16 protein-coding genes are annotated in these 18,659 nt (G+C 59.6%); 8 read left to right on the forward strand and 8 right to left on the reverse strand.

The features are described 5' to 3' along the window. Positions 1–8: 8 nt before the first annotated feature. Positions 9–959, forward strand: coding sequence for an AraC family transcriptional regulator (locus tag HNR38_RS01285; protein ID WP_246362268.1), 951 nt, complete (start codon positions 9–11; stop codon positions 957–959). A gap of 86 nt (positions 960–1,045) precedes the next feature. Here the strand turns inward: HNR38_RS01285 and HNR38_RS01290 are convergent, their stop codons facing one another. Continuing rightward, positions 1,046–4,138: an efflux RND transporter permease subunit gene (locus HNR38_RS01290; protein WP_183698969.1), complete on the reverse strand. Its 3,093-nt coding sequence runs from the start codon at positions 4,136–4,138 to the stop codon at positions 1,046–1,048. Then, entirely contained in the window at positions 4,138–5,241 is a 1,104-nt protein-coding gene (locus tag HNR38_RS01295) for an efflux RND transporter periplasmic adaptor subunit (protein ID WP_183698971.1), read from the reverse strand. Before HNR38_RS01295 ends, HNR38_RS01290 begins: the two co-directional genes overlap by 1 nt. 262 nt (positions 5,242–5,503) lie before the next feature. Between HNR38_RS01295 and HNR38_RS01300 the strand changes: the two genes are divergently transcribed. After that, positions 5,504–6,001, forward strand: a complete 498-nt coding sequence (locus HNR38_RS01300; protein ID WP_183698973.1) for a DnaJ domain-containing protein — start codon at positions 5,504–5,506, stop codon at positions 5,999–6,001. On the opposite strand, the gene HNR38_RS01305 is transcribed toward HNR38_RS01300, so the two are convergent. Beyond that, complete coding sequence (locus HNR38_RS01305) at positions 6,002–6,802, reverse strand: secretin N-terminal domain-containing protein (RefSeq protein ID WP_183698975.1); 801 nt, start codon at positions 6,800–6,802, stop codon at positions 6,002–6,004. It abuts the gene before it with no gap. Between the two features lie 363 nt (positions 6,803–7,165). On the opposite strand from HNR38_RS01305, the gene HNR38_RS01310 reads away from it, so the two are divergent. Beyond that, positions 7,166–8,218, forward strand: coding sequence for a 3-deoxy-7-phosphoheptulonate synthase (locus tag HNR38_RS01310; RefSeq protein ID WP_183698977.1), 1,053 nt, complete (start codon positions 7,166–7,168; stop codon positions 8,216–8,218). Here HNR38_RS01310 and HNR38_RS01315 read toward each other — a convergent pair. After that, the gene (locus HNR38_RS01315; protein WP_221275611.1) at positions 8,163–8,882 is read right to left on the reverse strand and encodes a LysE family translocator; all 720 of its coding nucleotides are present in this window, start codon (positions 8,880–8,882) and stop codon (positions 8,163–8,165) included. The two genes, HNR38_RS01310 and HNR38_RS01315, sit on opposite strands and share 56 nt — an antisense overlap. Positions 8,883–8,985: 103 nt before the next feature. Here HNR38_RS01315 and HNR38_RS01320 point away from each other — a divergent pair, with 103 nt between their 5' ends. Beyond that, positions 8,986–10,425, forward strand: a complete 1,440-nt coding sequence (locus HNR38_RS01320; protein ID WP_183698979.1) for a dihydrolipoyl dehydrogenase — start codon at positions 8,986–8,988, stop codon at positions 10,423–10,425. A 22-nt stretch (positions 10,426–10,447) separates the two neighbouring features. Here HNR38_RS01320 and HNR38_RS01325 read toward each other — a convergent pair whose 3' ends face one another. After that, complete coding sequence (locus HNR38_RS01325; RefSeq protein WP_183698981.1) at positions 10,448–10,723, reverse strand: DUF2061 domain-containing protein; 276 nt, start codon at positions 10,721–10,723, stop codon at positions 10,448–10,450. A 225-nt stretch (positions 10,724–10,948) separates the two neighbouring features. On the opposite strand from HNR38_RS01325, the gene HNR38_RS01330 reads away from it, so the two are divergent. The 4 genes from HNR38_RS01330 (at position 10,949) to HNR38_RS01345 (ending at position 15,441) form a co-directional block, all read left to right on the forward strand. Continuing rightward, a complete protein-coding gene (locus tag HNR38_RS01330) occupies positions 10,949–11,422 on the forward strand; it encodes a Dps family protein (protein ID WP_183698983.1) in 474 nt (157 codons plus the stop codon). Positions 11,423–11,579: 157 nt separating this feature from the next. Then, the gene (locus HNR38_RS01335; RefSeq protein ID WP_183698985.1) at positions 11,580–13,484 is read left to right on the forward strand and encodes a choice-of-anchor I family protein; all 1,905 of its coding nucleotides are present in this window, start codon (positions 11,580–11,582) and stop codon (positions 13,482–13,484) included. Positions 13,485–13,769: 285 nt separating this feature from the next. Further along, complete coding sequence (locus HNR38_RS01340; RefSeq protein WP_183698988.1) at positions 13,770–14,438, forward strand: DUF2057 domain-containing protein; 669 nt, start codon at positions 13,770–13,772, stop codon at positions 14,436–14,438. Between the two features lie 37 nt (positions 14,439–14,475). Next, positions 14,476–15,441, forward strand: coding sequence for a porin (locus tag HNR38_RS01345; RefSeq protein WP_183698990.1), 966 nt, complete (start codon positions 14,476–14,478; stop codon positions 15,439–15,441). A 71-nt stretch (positions 15,442–15,512) separates the two neighbouring features. On the opposite strand, the gene HNR38_RS01350 is transcribed toward HNR38_RS01345, so the two are convergent. The 3 genes from HNR38_RS01350 to HNR38_RS01360 form a co-directional block, all read right to left on the reverse strand. Then, positions 15,513–16,640 carry an NAD(P)/FAD-dependent oxidoreductase gene (locus tag HNR38_RS01350; RefSeq protein WP_183698992.1) on the reverse strand — a complete coding sequence of 376 codons (1,128 nt, stop codon included), beginning with the start codon at positions 16,638–16,640 and terminating at the stop codon, positions 15,513–15,515. A gap of 180 nt (positions 16,641–16,820) precedes the next feature. Continuing rightward, the gene (locus HNR38_RS01355) at positions 16,821–18,116 is read right to left on the reverse strand and encodes a TRAP transporter large permease (protein ID WP_183698994.1); all 1,296 of its coding nucleotides are present in this window, start codon (positions 18,114–18,116) and stop codon (positions 16,821–16,823) included. After that, positions 18,113–18,658: a TRAP transporter small permease subunit gene (locus HNR38_RS01360; protein WP_183698996.1), complete on the reverse strand. Its 546-nt coding sequence runs from the start codon at positions 18,656–18,658 to the stop codon at positions 18,113–18,115. The genes HNR38_RS01355 and HNR38_RS01360 overlap by 4 nt, the downstream gene beginning before the upstream one ends. Position 18,659 lies beyond the last annotated feature (1 nt).

Here is an 18,659-nt window from a genome sequence, read left to right on the forward strand (position 1 = left end):
ATGCAAAAATGGAACTGGATGCCTACCTGCGGCTGAATCAGGCCGCCTCCGGAGAATGGTTACACGCGATCCGGGATTTGCTGGGGTGCCAGGCCATCGACTGCGAAGTCGACCGGAGCCAGTCGGTTGTAGGGTCCCTGTCGGCGCTCCATGCCGAAGCCGGCACCGTCTCGGTATTGACCACCACCCAGGATATGACCCTCACTGCCTGCCGTCTGCCGACGGCTTTGCTCGTTATTCCGGTGCAGGGCCGCTGTGATGTTACCCTTGGCGGCGGTGCCCAATTGCCCGTTTTCCCCCTGGCGATGATTCCTGCAGAACGAGAGTTTGTCTTGCGCGCCGGAGAGGCCACAACGTTGATTCTGGTATTGCCAGTCAATGGGGACATTCCCCGCTGGCCGGATCGGCAACTGTCCGAGGCACTGGCAGCAGAGGTTCACCGTTTCCTGTTTCTATCGGACTATTTCCGGGATCATCGCGATGCCTGTCGTCGGGCCGAAGCCCTGTTTTCCCAGCTGGAGATGGCGCTGAACGCCGGCGGTGATGGGGAGGTGAGTCTGTCGCCGGAACTGGACCGTCGTCTGGTTCGGGTCATTGAGAAGATCCGGAATGAGCCCGAGTGGGCGTTCAATCTACGTGAACTGGCCAGTCATTCCGGGGTCAGCGAGCGCAACCTCTACTACCTGATGAAACGGGAAACCGGGCTGACGCCGTATCGCTTCTATCAGCGCTGTCGGCTGATCCGGGTTCGTCGTCGCCTGGTGGACTGCACCTGCGATGTTCCACACATTTCCTGGTACGCGGCGGATGAGGGCTTCTCCCACCTTGGCCGTTTTGCGGCGCTTTATCGTGAACACTTCGGTGAACTGCCCAGTGAAACCGTACAATGGCGTCGGGCGCTGCAGGCGCGGGAGGCCAGCCACCGGGAAGCAGCGTCTGCGGTGGCTGCTAACGCCTGAGTTGATAAACGCCGGGTGTTTTTCCCCGGACATAAAAAAAGCCCGTCAGGTACTCCTGACGGGCTTTTTTGTTACTGGCCCGAAGGTCAGTGGCTGTTGGCCGGAGTGGCTCCGGTCGGCGCCTGATCCTCTGAGGATGAGTCATTGTCCGGATCGTTATGCTCCCTGGCCAGCAGGATGTAGAAGGCTGGCAGCACGAAGATCGTGAACAGGGTACCAATCCCCAGACCGGCACTGATGGTCAGGCCGATGGCGAACCGGCTTTCGGCGCCCGGGCCAATGGCGATCAGCAACGGTACCATGGCAAAGATCAGTGCCAGGGAGGTCATGATGATCGGGCGCAGCCGGATGGCGGCTGCCTCGATCACGGCTTCGATCTTGTTCATGCCCTGCTGCTTCTGCAACTGGTTGGCAAATTCCACGATCAGGATACCGTTTTTCGAAACCACCCCGATCAGTGTGATCAGGCCCACCTGGGTGTAGATGTTCATGGTGGCGAAGCCAAGCACAATGAAGGCCATAGCCCCGGCGACAGACATGGGCACCGACACCAGAATGATGAACGGGTCGCGCCAGCTCTCAAACTGGGCAGCCAGCACCAGGTAGATGACCAGCAGTGACAGGAAGAAGGTCACCATCAGGGCGCTGCCCTGATTGGCCAACTGCCGGGTCTGGCCGGTGTAGTCGTAGCTGAAGCCCTGCGGGAAGGCGTCGTCCGCGGCCTGCTCCATGAAGTCCATGGCCGTACCCATGGCCACACCCGGCATGGGCACGCCCTGGATGGTCAGGGAGTTGAGCTGGTTGAACTGGGTACGGTTGGACGGTTCAACATCCTTCCTGAAGCTCACCACGCTGGCCAGGGATATCAACTCACCGCTGTCCGCGCGGATGTAGTAATCGTTCAGGGCCTGCTCGTCCAGCCGGAACTTCTGGTCTACCTGCGGGATGACCTGATAGGAACGGCCTTCCATGCTGAAGCGGTTGATGTAGCCGCCGCCCAGCATGCTGGACAGTGATTGCCCTACATCCTGCATGGACAGTCCCAGATCGGCCACCCGGTCACGGTCCACGTGGATGCGGGTGACTGGCCGGTCGAAGTTGATGGACTTCTGCAGGAACATAAAGTTACCGCTGGCCATGGCTTTGCCCACCATTTCATCGGCCACCTGGTCCAGTTGTTCATAGCTGCCACCGGTGGTGACCACAAACTGGAACGGCAGGCCGCCACCGGAACCCGGCAGGGCCGGCGGCGCAAATACCGCGGTCTGCAGGCCGGTCACTTTCTTCAGCTCGCCGTCCAGTTGCGGCTGGACGTCGAACTGGGTTACTTCCCGCTCACTCCAGGGCTTCAGCTTGAAGCCGCCGAAGACGGCGTTCGGGCCGGTGATCCCCAGAATCATGAAGTCTTCGCTGTAGCCGGGAATGTCGGACATGCGGTTCTGGACCTCATCCCCATGTTCCTGCAGGTATTCCAGGGTGGACGTCTGTGGCCCAAGTCCCTGGTAGAACAGGATGCCCTGGTCCTCGGTCGGTGCCAGTTCGTTCTCACTCATGCTGACCATGAAGTAGATAGAGGCCAGCACGACCACCGCGAAGAAAATCACCACGGATTTGGTCTGCATCAGTGAGGACAGGGCTGACTTGTAGCCGGAAGACAGGCCGGAGAAGGTACGTTCCACCACCTGCTCGAAGCGGCCCGGATTACCGTGCGGTTTGAGCACCATGCCCGAGAGCATGGGCGACAGGGTCAGGGCCACGATGCCTGAGATCACAACGGTGCCCGCCAGGGTAAAGGCGAACTCGGTGAACAGGGAGCCAATCAGGCCGCCCATGAAGCCGATGGGCGCATACACGGCCACCAGCGTGGTGGTCATGGCGATAATGGGGGTCGCCATCTCTCGGGCGCCATGAAGCGCCGCTTCGAACTTGGTCTCACCATCCTCAATGTGCCGGTGCACGTTCTCCACCATGATGATGGCGTCATCCACCACCAGGCCGATGGCCAGCACCATGGACAGCAGCGTCAGCAGGTTCAGCGAGAAGCCGAACATCAGCATGATGAAGGCGCCGCCCACCAGTGACAGGGGTACGGCAATGGACGGCACCACCGAGGCACGGATAGAACCCAGGCACAGGAACACCACCACCAGTACGATAATCATAGCCTCAACGAGAGTCTTGATAACCTCGTTGATGGAGTCATCGATGAAGTCGGAGGCGTCGTAGGCAAGGCGTACATTCATGCCTGACGGCAACTGGCTTTCGATCTCCGGCAGCGTGTCTTTCACCAGTCCTGCAACCGTAAGAGGGTTGGCCCCGGGGGCCATTTCAATCGCGACATAGGTAGCAGGCTGCCCCTTATACAGGGCCAGTGAGTCGTAGGTCTCGGAGCCGAGCTCGACGTTGGCAATGTCCTGCAGGCGGATTTGGGTGCCATCCTGGTTTTTGACGATCAGGTTGCCGAACTGGTCGGGGTCCGCCACGTCGGTATCACTGGTCATGGCCACTTCGACGTACTGGCCCTTGGTGTTACCCACGGCGGCCTGATAGTTATTGGCGCGCAGTTTTGCTGCCACTTCCGTGGGGGTCATATCCACGGCGGCGAGCCGTTCCGGGTCCAGCCAGACCCGCAGGGCGAACTTGCGCCCAAGCAGTTCGGCTTTACCCACGCCGGCCAGTGCCTGCAGCTTGGGCTGGACCACGCGGGTCAGGTAGTCGGTGATCTGAGGTACGCCCAGCTCTTCACTGTAGAAGGCAATGTACATCAGCGCGGTGCTGTCACCGGTAGTCGAGGTGATAACGGGGTCTTCCGACTCCGCGGGCAGTACGTTGCGCTGACTGGCTACCTTGGCCTGGATCTCGGCCAGGGCGGCGTTGGCGTCATAGTTCAGTTCCATCTTGGCTTCAATGGTGGAAGAGCCCTGGGAACTGGTGGAAGTCAGGTAGTCGATGCCACTGGCCTCGGCGATGGCCTGCTGCAGCGGCTGAGTAATGAAGCCCTTGATCAGGTCCGAGCTGGCGCCAGGGTAGGCCGTTGTGACGGTGACTGTGGTGCTCTCCAGCTGCGGATACTGCCGGATTTCCATCTCCATCGCTGCCCGGGCGCCGATCAGAAAGATCAGCAGGCTCACCACCGTGGCAAGCACGGGGCGATGAACGAATATGTCGGTAAATCGCATTATTCAGACGCCTCCTGTGCTTCCCCTACGGTTTCGGTGACCTCTACCCGCTGGCCGGCACGCAGTCTCAGCAGAGCCTTGGAAACCACGGTTTCGCCCTCTTTCAGACCGGACACGATGGCAACGCGGCCGTCACGGGTATCGCCGGTCACCACAGTGCGGCGTTTAACCACCAGCTCATCGTTGTCGTTGTTTTCAACCACAAAGACGAAGTCGCCGTAGGTGTTGTAGGAAATGGCGGTTCTGGGAAGGGTGACTACTTCGTTGTCCCTCGGCTCGCCAGTCTGGATAGTGGCGAACATGCCCGGCTTGAGCAGCTTGCCTTCGTTGTCCAGGGTTGCCCGCACCCGAACGGTCCGGGTTTCCGGGTTGACCGAGGTGTTGATGGCGCTGATCTCCCCTTCAAAGGTCTGGTCCGGCACCGCAGCCACGGTCACACTGACCGGATAGCCGCGGGCGATCTGCGGCAGGTATTTTTCAGACAGGGTGTAGTCCACGTAGATCGGATCCAGCATGTTGATTTCAACGATCGGCGTGCCGGTGGCGATGTACTCGCCCTGGTCGACCATACGGATACCGAGGGTGCCGTCGAACGGTGCCCGGATCACTTTCTTGTTAAGCTGTGCTTCAGCCTCGTTGACACCCGCCTTGGCGACATCAAAATTGGCCTTGGCTTCGTCATACTGGGACTGGGAGATGGCACGCTTCGGCAGCAGGTCCGAGACTCTCCGGAATTCCTGCTGGGCCAGTTCCAGTTCGGCACGGCTGGTGCGCAGGGCGGCCTTGTCGACGTCTGCATCCAGGCGTACCAGCACGTCGCCCTTGCTGACGGTGTCGCCGGATTCGAAACTGATGGACTCAATTACGCCCGGTACTTCGTTGGCGACCTCAATACCATTGATGGCTTCGATGCTGCCCACCGCCTTGATGGTGGGCTTCCATTTCTCGGTGATCGCGTCGGTAGCCGAGATCTGGGCCGGTGGTTGGGGTTGTGAGAGCTGTTTTTCCATCTGGCCGAACTGGTAGAACTTGTAGCCAAAGATTCCACCCAGCACGAGGCCGAGGAAAATGATCACGATAACGAAGCGGGAAGCAGTGCGCATAAGTCTGTTCCTGGAGCTGGGGTTCCTGATGACGATACAGTCGCCACGATAAGGAAGGCTGACATCATTAGATGACAATCAGACGGTGGCGACAAAGACAGGGTCTATTAATAGAATGTCAGTTCAAGTTTAAGAATAGGATGCTACAAAAGCTGTTTGCCTTTGTCACCCGTTGACGGAGAAAAGACAGTATAAATACTGCGTCTCATTTACGATAGCGGTTCGTTATCGGACTAGTGGGCGTAATAATCGGATGGGTTTTATGCAACTGATTCTGGGCCTGGCCCTGGCACTGGCGGTGTTTGTTGTGCTGAAAAAATGGGGCGCCCTGAGCCCGGAGCGCCGTAAAGGGGCGATCTGGAAAGTCGCCCTGATCGTCGCCGGTGCGCTTCTGCTGTTCATGGTGCTGACCGGACGGGTCCACGTCATCACTGCCGGGCTGGCGGCGCTGGTACCGTTATTGCGGAAACTGCCGACATTGCTGAAGCATCTCCCGACCATTCGCCAGTGGCTGGGGCAGAATACTGCGAGCGACCATGAACAGCGCCAGGATAAGAGTGCCGGGGGCAGTGGCGGCGCCATGGATGAGCAGGAAGCCTGTGCCGTACTCGGGGTGGCGCCGGGATGCAGTCGTGAGGAGGTGATGGCGGCGCACCGTAAACTGATGCTAAAACTGCATCCGGACCGGGGCGGCAATGATTATCTGGCCGCCCGACTGAATGAGGCCCGGGATATTCTGATCGGCCGGCGGGGCGGTTGATCAGGGCAGTACGTCCACCTTCACTTCCACCGCCATGTTTTCTGAACGCTTGCCGGTCACGCGGTAGGTGATGCCCTCCTGCTGGCCGGTCATTTCCGTTTTTGTTCCACCCAGTGGCACCCATTGTCCCGGTTCTACCTGGCGGATGGTCATCAGGGCTTCAGTTTCATAACCCTCAATGGCGGCCGGATCTTCTTCGAAGGATACAATGGTCAGTTCTACTGCCTGATTCGACAGGGCCCGGGGGCTGACCACAAAGCCGCTGCGGGTTGAGACCTGTTGCAGGATGGCCGCAGGGTTACGCCCGCCTTTAACGGCAAAGGGCAGGGTGCGGACAGTGCCAGAAGTGATATGGGCCGATTGACCGTCCTGCACCACCAACTGCCTTTGGCGGCTCGACGTTGTGCTGATAGTCTTGCTCTGCACATTGGCACTGGCGGCGCCATTGTTCATGGAAACGCCACCGCCGGAACGCTTGCCACCGATGTCCTGACGGTAGCGCACGGTCACCCGCATCTGCACCGGTGGCACATCGAACGAGTTTACCAGCATGCCGATTTCCTCCAGCAACCGGGGCTCGCCACGGACCACCAGTTGCTGCCCCTGAGAGGTCAGGACAACCCCATCCTGCTGGTAGAGTGGGCGTATCTGTCCGGCCACGTCTTCCGCCGGGCGATTGCTGAGTTCGAAAACCCGGGTTTCGGCGTGGGCCAGGTTGGATGTGGCAATCAGTGCTGGTAACAGCAGCAGCCAGAGAGTCACGGCCGACAGGCGTGAGCGGAGAAGGGCAGCAGGATTCATCAGGGCCTCCGGAGTGGAATAGGGGCGGCAAACAGGAATTCCCGGTAACAGGTGTTGCCAAACTTAAAACCACGGGTATATAGTGGAAAGCATGAAGACCTTAAACGCAGCCTGTCAATTGAATGTTCTGAAAGCTTTCGGCCAAGAGCTGAAGGCCGCAGGTTCTGCTGTGTTTTTCTGGTGGTTTGGTTATGGCTTTTATTTTAGCCAGAGCCCGGGCCGCCCATAGGAACTTCATCGACCGAACACAACGAGGAAGGCAGCCCGGCAAGCAACCCAGGCTGCCACCGGACTCAGAAAGCCCCGACTGGTAGCCCAGCCGGGGCTTTTTTGATTCTGACACAGGGAAACAGGAAGCAAGACATGAACATGCCACTGAGCGCTGAAACTCTGGACTCGCAGCAACTGAGCCGTTGCCAGAACCGCCAGGAAACCCGACTGCCCACGGCTCTGGAGCTTCGGGCGCAGTTTCCGGTAAGCGAGGCGGCGACTCGCCGGATCGCCGGGTATCGTGAGCAGGTTCGCCAGGTGCTCCACGGCGAGGATGACAGGGTGCTGATTGTGATGGGCCCCTGCTCGATTCATGATGAGGACGCAGCCCTGGATTACGCCCGCCGGTTAAAGGCGTTGGCGGATGAGGTCAGCGACCGTTTCCTGATTGTCATGCGCGCCTATCTGGAGAAGCCGCGCACCACGGTGGGTTGGAAAGGTTTGCTTTACGATCCCGAACGCACCGGTGACGGCAATCTGAAACTGGGGCTGGAACGATCCCGCCGGTTGCTCCTGGCGCTGACCGATCTGGGTCTGCCGGTGGCAACCGAAGCACTGAGCCCGTTCATGATGGATTACCTGGGCGACCTGGTGAGCTGGACGGCGATCGGGGCCCGCACCACCGAGTCCCAGATCCACCGGGAAATGGTCAGTGGCCTGCCCATGCCCGTGGGCTTCAAGAACGGCACCGATGGTGGCACTGCCGTGGCCATCAATGCCATGAAGTCCGGAGCCCATCCCCATCACCACATGGGCATTTCCCATTGTGGCTCACCGGCGATGATCTCCACACCGGGCAATCCGGATACCCATCTGGTGCTGCGCGGCGGCCGGGGCATGACCAACTACGACGAGCTGAGCATCGCCCGGGCTCTGGAAGAGCTGGAACTGGCCGGCGTGAACCGGGCGGTGATGGTGGACTGCAGTCACGACAATGCCCGCAAACAGGCAGAACGGCAGATGGAGATTGCCCGGGATGTCATGGCCCAGAGACGGGCGGGCAACGACGCCATCCGGGGACTCATGCTGGAGAGCTTCCTGGTCTTCGGGCGCCAGGATGACAGCGACGAGCTGATCTATGGTTGCTCGCTTACCGATCCGTGCCTGGGCTGGGAACAGACGGAGGCTCTGATCCGCTCACTGTAGACAGCAGAAGCTGCCCGGCCAGCAGGAGCAGGATGCCGCCCATCACCCGGTCCAGCCAGTGTCCGAAACGGTTGAAACCACGGCGTACCCTGGGGTGGGTGAAAAACAGGGCGACCATGGCAAACCAGAGGCCGGTGGCCAGAGCCATATAGAGGCCATAGGCTGCCTGCAGCAGCACCGGTGTCTGTGGATCAATCACAACCGAGAACAGCGACACGAAGAACAGGGTGGCCTTGGGATTGAGCGCGTTGGTCAGAAAACCAAGCCGGAACGCCGACCAGCCGCTCTGGTACTCCCGTTTGGTGGTATCCACGTGCAGGCCGCCGGCCTTCGCGCGCAGGCAGTGCCAGGCAATCCACAACAGATAGACGGCACCGACCACTTTCAGGACGGTAAACAGCAGGATGGACTGCTGGATAATCAGGCCAATTCCGAGCAGTGAATAGGCCACATGCACCAGGATGGCCAGACCAATTCCCACGGCGGTGAGCATGGCATTGCGGCGGGCCTGGGTCAGAGCCTGGCGAAGCATCACCGCAAAGTCCGGTCCCGGGCTGGCAACGGCCAGCAGATGAACCAGAGCCACCGTTGCGAATTCCAGCCAATACGTCTGCACAGTTTGTCTTCCCCCGGTGATGTCCACGATGTGATATGGCGCAAGCATAAGGGCAATTTTCCGGAATTGCACCTGTCATAATGCCATCGGGTTTCTATACTGATCCCGTAATCTACCGGAAAGACGCCAGTTTTGATGCCAGGGGAGAGCTATGAACAAGCGCGAGGTGGATGTTGCCGTTATCGGTGCCGGAACAGCTGGCATGGTGGCCTACCGGCAGGTCAGCCGGGTCACCGACCGGGTTGTGCTGATCGAGGGCAACCAGTATGGCACCACCTGTGCCCGGGTAGGCTGTATGCCCAGCAAGTTGTTGATCGCCGCGGCAGACCGGGCCCACGAGATGGCCCATGCCGAACTCTTCGGGGTCGCCCCGGGTGGAGTTTCCATCGACGGCCGCCGGGTCATGGAGCGGGTACGCAATGAACGGGACCGGTTCGTGGAGCCTGTGGTCCGTTCCATGCAGTCCCTGCCCGAGGCCCATCGGCTGATGGGGCACGCCCGTTTTCTGGATGCTCACCGCCTGGTGGTGGGGGATCACACCGAAGTCACGGCGGAACGTATTGTCATCGCCACCGGCTCACGCCCGGCCATCCCCGGCCAGCTCAAGGGGGCAAAGGATCGTCTGGTGGTCAACGACAACCTGTTTGACTGGGAGGATCTGCCCGATTCTGTGGCGGTCTTCGGCCCCGGGGTGATCGGGCTGGAGCTTGGCCAGGCGCTGAGCCGGCTCGGCGTCCGTGTGCGGGTTTTCGGACGGGGTGGCTCACTGGGCTCGATCCAGGACGGGCGCATCCGGGATTACGCACTGGCGACCTTCCGCTCGGAATTCCCGCTGGAACCGGGGGCGGAGGTCAGTGAGGTTCGCCGAACGGATGACGGCGTTGAGATCGCTTACAGCGTTGATGGCCGGCAGGCCCGGGAAACCTTTGATTACCTGCTGGCGGCAACGGGCCGTCGCCCTAACGTGGATCAGCTTGATATCCAGAATGCCGGGATTGATCTGGACGACCGGGGGATGCCCGTGTTCGATCCTTACACCCTGCGTTGTGGCGAGAGCCATATCTTTGTCGCCGGTGACGTCGACAATGACCGCCCCCTGTTGCATGAGGCCGCAGACGAAGGCCGCATTGCCGGGGACAATGCGGCCAGTTGGCCGGAGGTTAAGGCCGGACTGCGCAAGACCCCGTTATCCGTGGTGTTCACCGATCCCCAGATTGCCCGGGTTGGTCTGACCCTGGACCAGGTGTCGGATGCCTGCAAAGGCTGTTTCGCTGTGGGTGAGGTGAGCTTTGAAAACCAGGGCCGCAGCCGGGTCATCGGCCGAAACCGGGGATTGCTGAGGGTTTATGGCGAGCATGGCTCCGGCCGATTCATGGGGGCGGAAATGTTCGGGCCGGCGGCCGAGCACATCGCCCATCTGCTGGCCTGGTCGATCGAGCAGCGGATGAATGTGGCCGAAATGCTGGCCATGCCGTTCTATCATCCGGTCATCGAGGAGGGCGTGCGCACAGCGCTGAAGGATCTGAACGGCAAGCTCAACATGGGGCCGGGCGCGGGAGAGGACTGTATGGAATGTGGCCCGGGCACCTGAGCCCGGGCGCTGTTGCCTTTGATCAGACAGTCTGGTGGGCGCCGGGCGGCAAATGGCCCGCGCCCCCGGTTGTATTTCTCTGGTGCCGGGCCCATATCTTTTCATGGAAGAAGTAGGCAACGGTGTTAATGGCCGGTTCGACCATAGCGATCAGACTGCCGATCAGGATATCGCCGGTCAGGATGTAAGCCACCGTGAAGGCCACCGTAAAGTGGGTAATGGCGAAGGTCATGGTCTTCAGTAACGACTGGTCACCCTTCGTGCCATGGTTGTGGACAAACAGTTTCAGTGTGCTCATGACGGGCTCCGCAAATCACAGGTGTATGCTTGTATTTAAGGGCAAACGATAATTGTTTCCAAATAAAATGTTTGATGGCTTTTGATAGGTGATTGCTATGAGCTGCCCGTGGCAGTCATAAGCTGGATCTATAAGCGGAATTGAGTGATTAAACTGGGGTATTGAAACCTTGCAGTTTATAGTTAAAACCAGAGTAAAACCCAGCAACGAATCAGGAGGTTCAACATGGGTAAGAACTTCATCGGCCTCGATACCGAGAAAACTCAGAATCTGGCAGACGCACTGAACAACCTGCTGTCGAACTACCAGATCTTTTACATGAACGTCCGTGGCTACCACTGGAACATCAAGGGCGACAACTTCTTTGAACTGCACGCGAAGTTCGAGGAGCTGTACGATGATCTGCTGCTGAAAATCGACGAGATCGCCGAGCGGGTTCTGACCCTTGGGCATCGTCCGGCGCACGCCTACAGCACGTACATGGAGAAATCCGAAGTGCCTGAGCGCAAGGACGTGTCCGATGGTAAAGAAGCCGTTGGTGACATTGTGGAGAGCATGGGCAAGCTGATTGCCAAACAGCGCCAACTGCTGAACCTGGCCGGTGATGCCGAGGACGAAGGCACCGCCTCGCTGATGAGCGACTACATCACCGAGCAGGAAAAAACCGTGTGGATGTACCGCAGCTACCTGGGTGAATAATCCCGGCGTGTAAGCGTGTGAATAGAGCGGCGACCTTCGGGTCGCCGTTTTTGTAACAGTCCTGCCTTGAAACTGTCTTCTTTCTGACCCTTCTTTGTCATGGCTTCTCACTAGTTTCTGTCACCAACCAAAACACGACAGAAACAGGGAGATGTCCATGGAATTGTGTAAAGCCGTGCTCACGGCAAGTATCCTTTCGGCCACCCTTGGCCTGGCTGCCTGCGCCGGCAATAACGCCAGCCATTCCGCCGGCCAGGCAATGGACGGCGATTCACCGGCCCGGATTTCTCTGGTCCAGATTGGCCGCTATGCCTCCGACGACAACGAATTTGATGAAAGTGCCGCCGAGATCGTCGCCTATGATCCGGATTCCCGGCAGGCCTTTGTCGTCAATGCCCAGCAGGGCGCGCTGGATGTTCTGGACCTGTCAGACCCGCGGGCCCCGCGGAAAACGGCGACGCTGGCGGCCAGTGCCCACTGGCGTGACGCCGGCGCCATCAATAGCGTTAGTGTGGCCGGCGGGCGTGTTGCTGTTGCCGTGGAGAACCGCGAGAAAACGGAGACCGGCCGGGTCCAGATTTATTCGGCAGACGATCTGTCGTTTCTCGGGCAGGCCGAGGTGGGCGCCTTGCCCGATATGCTGACTTTTACCCCGGATGGTCATCACCTGCTGGTCGCCAACGAAGGAGAGCCCAATGCCGATTACAGTGTCGATCCGGAAGGCTCGGTCAGCCTGATCGATGCCTCTGAGCCAGGCCGACCAGTGGTGACCACCATCGGTTTTGCCGACTTCAATCGTGACGGAACCCGGGCCAATGAACTCCCGGCAGAGGTCCGGGTGTTTGGTAACTACGGCCGCACCGAATTGATGATCACCGGTTATTCAGACCAGGAGCCGGCCACCCTGACGGTGGAGGATGCCTACCGGGTCAATCCGGGCATGTGGCTCACCGTTGCCAGCAGCGAAGGCGACCCTATTCCCTACCAGGTGGCGTCGGTATCCGGCAACCGCATTACCCTGACCACGGGGTTTGACGGCGACACCGAAGCCGGTGACAGCGATACCCGTCTGCGGGCCTTCCTTCACGACGGCGCCTCCTCGGTCGCCCAGGATCTCGAACCGGAATACATTGCCGTCTCCCCGGATGGCGCTGAGGCCTGGGTGACCCTGCAGGAAAACAACGCCGTTGCGGTGATTGATATCGAGCAGGCGAGGGTTCGCCGGATCATCGCCCTGGGCACCAAGGATCACAGTCTGCCCGGCAACGAACTGGATGTGTCCGACAAGGACGACGGCGTGAACATTGCCAACTGGCCGGTTCTGGGTATGTACCAGCCGGACACCATTGCATCGGCCGCTGTAGGCGGCGAAGTCTACTACCTGATGGCCAACGAAGGGGACGCCCGGGCATACGATGGCTTTGTTGAAGAAATCCGCTTTGCCGATGCGCCCCTGGCCGACAACGGGTTCTTCGGGCAGGCGGATTTCACCGACAAGCGGGGCGTTGGCCGGCTGCTGACCACACTGACGGCGGACCGGAACCGCGATGGGGAACTGGATGAACCTCTGGCCTACGGTGCCCGGAGCTTCAGTATCTGGAGCGCTGACGGGGAGCAGGTGTTCGACAGTGGCAGCCAGTTCGAGGCCATCACCGCAGACCGTCTGGGGGATGACTTCAATAACGACAACGATGAGAACAGCGGTGACAGCCGCAGTGACGCCAAAGGGCCGGAGCCCGAAGCCATCGAAACGGGCCACATTGGCGGTCACACCTACGCCTTCATCGGCCTGGAGCGCACCGGGGGCATCATGATCTACGACATCTCCCGCCCCGGGCAGTCGATGTTCGTCGACTATGTGAACAATCGGGATTTCTCCTACGACATCGAGGATCGCATTGACGATGGCAATGCACCGGCCTATGCCGCAGGCGATCTGGGGCCGGAAAGCATTCTCTTTGTCCCGGCCGCCCAGGCTCCGGGCGAGCATCCCCTCCTGCTGGTGGGGAACGAAGTGAGCGGCACCACCACCATCTACGAAGTGCGCCAGGGCGCACATTGATCCCATGAAACCAGGACCAGGCGTTGCCCTGGTTCTGGTTTTCCCGCCTGTCTTTCAGCTGAAACAAAACCTTTGCAATTATGTAATTTGCTCGTAATGAGCACCCTATAAATTTTAGTTTCAAAGCTTGGGGCGTTGACGCCATGCGAACCGGCTTTGAGCTCATGTTGCGTTGTGAGTAGCGAGACTTTTATGCCGGGTTTCCCCGGCTTTTTTCCAGATTCAGAGCGGGCCCGGAACAGGATCAACCGATGTTTCCGGTCCGCCACGAGAGTAAGACCACTGATGACCCATTGTCTGAAAACCCTTGCTGTTTCTTTCGGCCTGACGGCTTCGGTGGCTGCGGCCCCGGTTATGGCCGAGGTCCGGCTGACCCTTGGAGAGTGTCTCGACACCCACGTTGTCGACGGCAAAGAGCGGAACCTGGGGCCGGGAGCCGAGTTGGTGCTGGCCAACGGCGTTCACCAACTGGTGGTGGACTGCACCGTGTCGGTGGGCCGATCGGAGGATGAGACCTTCCCGGAAACCAGCGAAGCCCTGGTGGTGCGTTTCGACGCATCGGACTCGGCCCTGACGCTGGCAGCGCCGACGATCCGCAGCCGGCAGCAACTGGAGGCGTTCAACCGCTCCCGGGACCTGCGTCTGCAAACGGCTGGCGGTGATGAGGTGGGGTATCAGGTGGCGGTGCTGGAGAAAGAGGGTTTCCAGGTGTTCCGGGATTACCTCCGGGAAGTGGAAGTCTTCAATCGCTCTTCGTCACCGGCTGCCACAAGCGGCTTTCGGGCTCCGGCGGTGGCCGGAGCTGCGACTGATGTGAAGGCGTCGGCCGGCCAGCCTTCTGGCGCGGCGGCTCCGGATCAGGAACTGGTGAATCAAATGCTGCGCTACTGGTATTTGAAAGCCGACCCGAAAACTCGGAACGAGTGGAAGAACTGGATCCTTTCCAGCGAATAACACCCATAAAACCAATCGATTAGTGGAGTCGAAACCAATGAAGAAGCTTCTTCTGGCTGTTGCTGTGTCCTCTGTAGCCGCGGGTTCTGCCAGCGCTGCAACCATTTACGAAAAGGACGGCTTTACCTACAAGCTGAATGGCGACTTTCAGGTGCAACTGCGCCAGGAAGTCGGTGAGGATGAAAACCTGGGTGTCGATTTCGACGACCTGGAGATGAAGAACTACGTCAGCTATGACCTGAACAACGATCTGACCGCCTTCGGCCGTGTCGATTTCGGTTTCAAGGACTACGCCAACCAGGATGACGAAGGCGAGGAGGACCTGCTGGAAGAAGCCTATGTGGGCATGAAGTACGGCGTCGCCTCTTTCTCATTCGGTAAGCAGAACTTCGCGTCTGACGAGTTCGGTATCGAGGAGTCTGTTGAGCTGGATTCCGATGAGGACCAGTTCGACCGCCAGGGCACCGACGGTGACGACACCCTGCGTGTCGACGTTGATCTGGAAAACGTCTATCTGGTGGCATCCTATGAGCTGGAAGCCGAGGACACCGACAGCGAGGGTGATGAGTACTTCGACGTGTTCGTTTCCACCGATCTGGCCGACCTGACCCTGGCCGCCGCTTTTCAGCAGCGTACCCTGCAGGAATCCGACGGTGGTGACTCCGTGGATACCTACGGTGTCAGTGCTTCCTACGACTTCGGCTTCATGAGCCTGGCGGCTGACTACAGCGTCTCTGACGAATACGAAGACGACGGTGACATCGAGCCGGAAACCAAGCAGTACAACATTGCCACCGTCCTGGAAGTGGCCAGCACCACTGATCTGGCCCTGGGTATGGTGAACACCGATCCGGACGAAGGCGAAGACATCACTGAGTGGTACGCCAACGTGACCTACAAGTTCCCGTCTGCCAAGAATGTCCGCCTGTTCGCTGAAATCGGCGATACCGATGAAGACGACGTCGACATGGGTTACCTGGCCGGCATGCGCGTCAAGTTCTGATCCCCGGGATCAGTCGCCCGCTTCGGGCGTTGCTTCCAGAGAGGCCGGGCCTGTGCCCGGCCTCTCTGCGTTCAGGTGAGAGGCGTGAGTGCCGGCACCTCCTGATGCAGGAACCACTTTTCCGTAATCACCTTGCGGGTAAACCATTGCGAACGTATCAGGGCACTGGCCACGGACTGCTTGACCCAGTGAGGCACTTGCCATTGGGGCTCGATACCAGCGTCACGGCGACCAAAGCGATCCGCAATGCGCTCGCCGTAGGGTTGCAGGGCGGTAGCCGAGCAGTCCGACGCCCGGAGGATGGTTTCGGCCGCCAGTAAAGCGGATTCAATGGCAGGTCGAATGCCCTCGCCACTCTGGGTGTAGGCAAGACCGGCGGCATCCCCGATCAGCATGACGCCGTCGTCCACCAGTGGCCGGTGGGCGTGACCATAGAGCAGGTAGGCGTGTCCCTTGAAACGCCCCGGCAGCTCTTCCGGAACACGGCCATGGGCTTTCATGCTGGCGACAAAGGCTTCCAGGTGTTCGGTGAGGCGATGGCTGTCTTCGCGCCCCAGCCCGATGTTGAGGAAGCGTCCTTTGCGGAATACCCAGGCGTAGCCTTTCAGGTCCCGGCAGAACCAGAGTTCCGGCGTGTCACCCCGGGTTTCACAGGCATGGGCCTGTTCACGGGTCATTTCGAATTCCACTTCTTTGGCGGCGACGACACTTTCGTGGCCGCCAGGCGCTTCGCCCAACAGACGGGCAACCGGACAGAAGTGCCCGCCGGCTCCCACCAGCAATGGTGCCTGCCACCGTTCATTGACCACCCAGTTACCGTTTCGCCGGACGATACTGTCCACCGGGGTGGCCAGGCACTTTTGCGAGGTCACCCGTTCCAGCAGAAAGGTGTCGAATTCACATCGGCGGATACCATAGCTGACCACCGCCCGATGGTCGTTTTCCACCGGCGACTGTTGACCCATCATGCCTATGCGGAAACGCCGGATGGGTTGAAGGGTGCGGCCGGTACTGTAGCTGACCGGGTCAATTCCAAGGCTGTCGAGCACCGAGGGGGTGATCCACCCGGCACAGGTCCTGTCCCGTGGAAAAGGCGCTTTGTCGATAATGAGCACCTGTCGCCCTGCCGATTCCAGCGTTCTGGCGAGCGTTGAACCGGCCGGGCCGGCGCCGACGATAATGGCATCGTAGTAGTCCATTACGACCCCTTGAGTGAGTGCGGTCATTTGTTGTCATTATTCATGTGATTACGTCAGGGCCCGGTCCGCAGTCAGGGCCTGTGCATCAGTATAGAAAACGATGGGGAAATGTCAGATTGCTAATAAAAGCCGGGAGGGGGAGAACGGACCGGGCAGGGCGCCCGGTCCGCAGGGAGGCCATCAGTAAGTGGAGCTCATGCCGTACCATTCCGGGAAAATAATGATGCTGGCCAGCACCAGAATCTGGATCAGAATGAACGGAATAATCCCCTTGTAGATGTCGATCGTTCGGACCTCCGGTGGTGCCACGCCCTTGAGGTAGAACAGCGAGAACCCGAACGGTGGTGTCAGGAAGCTGGTCTGAAGGTTCATGGCAATCAGGATGGCAAACCAGAGCATGTTGATGCCCATGGCCTCTGCGACCGGCGCCAGGATCGGCACGATGATGAAGGAAATCTCCACGAAGTCGATGAAGAAACCCAGCACCAGGATGACCAGCATGGACAGGATGATGAAGCCCCATTCCTCGCCCGGCAGCATGTGCAGCCAGTCTTCCAGCAGATAGTCGCCACCGGTATAGCTGAACACCATGGAGAAGGCGGTTGCACCGATCAGGATGGCGAACACCATTGCAGTGACCTTGACGGTATCCCGGGCGCTGTCCCAGACCATGCGGAAGGAGAACTGACGGTAGATGATGGCCAGAACCACCGCACCCACACCGCCGAGAGCGGAGGATTCTGTGGGGGTGGCAATCCCGGTGAAGATGGAACCCAGGACCACCACAATCAACGCCAGTGGCGGGATGATGGCGATCAGCGCATCGACAATCTCGCGTTTTCGGGAGCGGGTGTTGTCGGTGGGCATGGCCGGCGCCGTTTCCGGCTTGAGGCGAGTCAGTACCAGAATATAGGCGATGTACAGGCCGATCAGCACCACGCCCGGCCATACGGCGGCCTTGAACAGATCGCCCACCGGCAGCCCGAGAACATCACCCAGGATGATCAGGATAATCGACGGCGGCACGATCTGGCCCAGCGTACCGGAGGCACAGATAGTACCGGTACTCAGGCGCTTATCGTATTTATGGGCGAGCATGACCGGCAGGGAAATCAGGCCCATCGCCACCACGCTGGCCCCGACCACACCGGTTGAGGCGGCCAGCAGGGCACCCACCAGAATGGTGGAAATGGCCAGGCCACCGGGCAGGCCGCCAAACAGGCGCCCCATGGACGTCAGCAGTTGCTCTGCCAGCCTGGTACGCTGCAGGACCACGCCCATGAAGATAAACAGGGGAACGGCCATCAGTACCTTGTTCTGCATCACGCTCATGATGCGGAACGGCATGAAAGCGAACAGGTCCATGCCTTCGGCAAAGACGCCAAAGAACAGGGCCACGCCACCAAAGGTGAAGGCGACCGGGAAACCCAGCATCAGCAGGACCAGGGCGGCCCCGAACATAATCATACCGATCATGCCAGACCCTCCCCGCTGTGCTCGACTTCATAGCTTTTCTCGCCACTGAGAACACGGAGGGCAAAGGTCGCCATGTTCAGGCCGGCGGTGGCAATGAAGAACGCGGTCAGGGGAATGACGGCCTTGATGATCCACCGGTTGGGCAGACCCCCCGGGTCGCCGCTACCTTCGCCCATGTTGTAGGAATCCAGGGCGAATTCGTAACCATAGGTGCCGATCAGGTAGGCGAACGGAATGATGAAGATAAGCGCTCCGATCAGGTTCACCATGGCTTTGGTCTTCTGGCCCCAGTTGGTGTAGAAAACATCCACCCGGACATGGCCATCAGAACGCAGGGCATAGGGAATGCCGAGCATGAACACCACCGAATACAGGTGCCATTCCATTTCCTGCAGGCCGATTGAGACTTCGTTGAAGGCGTAACGGGCGACCACATCGTAGAAAACGTTGGCCGCCATCAGGATCATGGCCACGCACGCCACCCAGCCACACAGGCTGGAGAGGCGTGCGAGGCCTTCATCCAGTTTGATTATCCACCGCATT

Origin of the sequence: Marinobacter oulmenensis (genome assembly GCF_014201735.1) — a bacterium.
GTDB lineage: Bacteria > Pseudomonadota > Gammaproteobacteria > Pseudomonadales > Oleiphilaceae > Marinobacter > Marinobacter oulmenensis.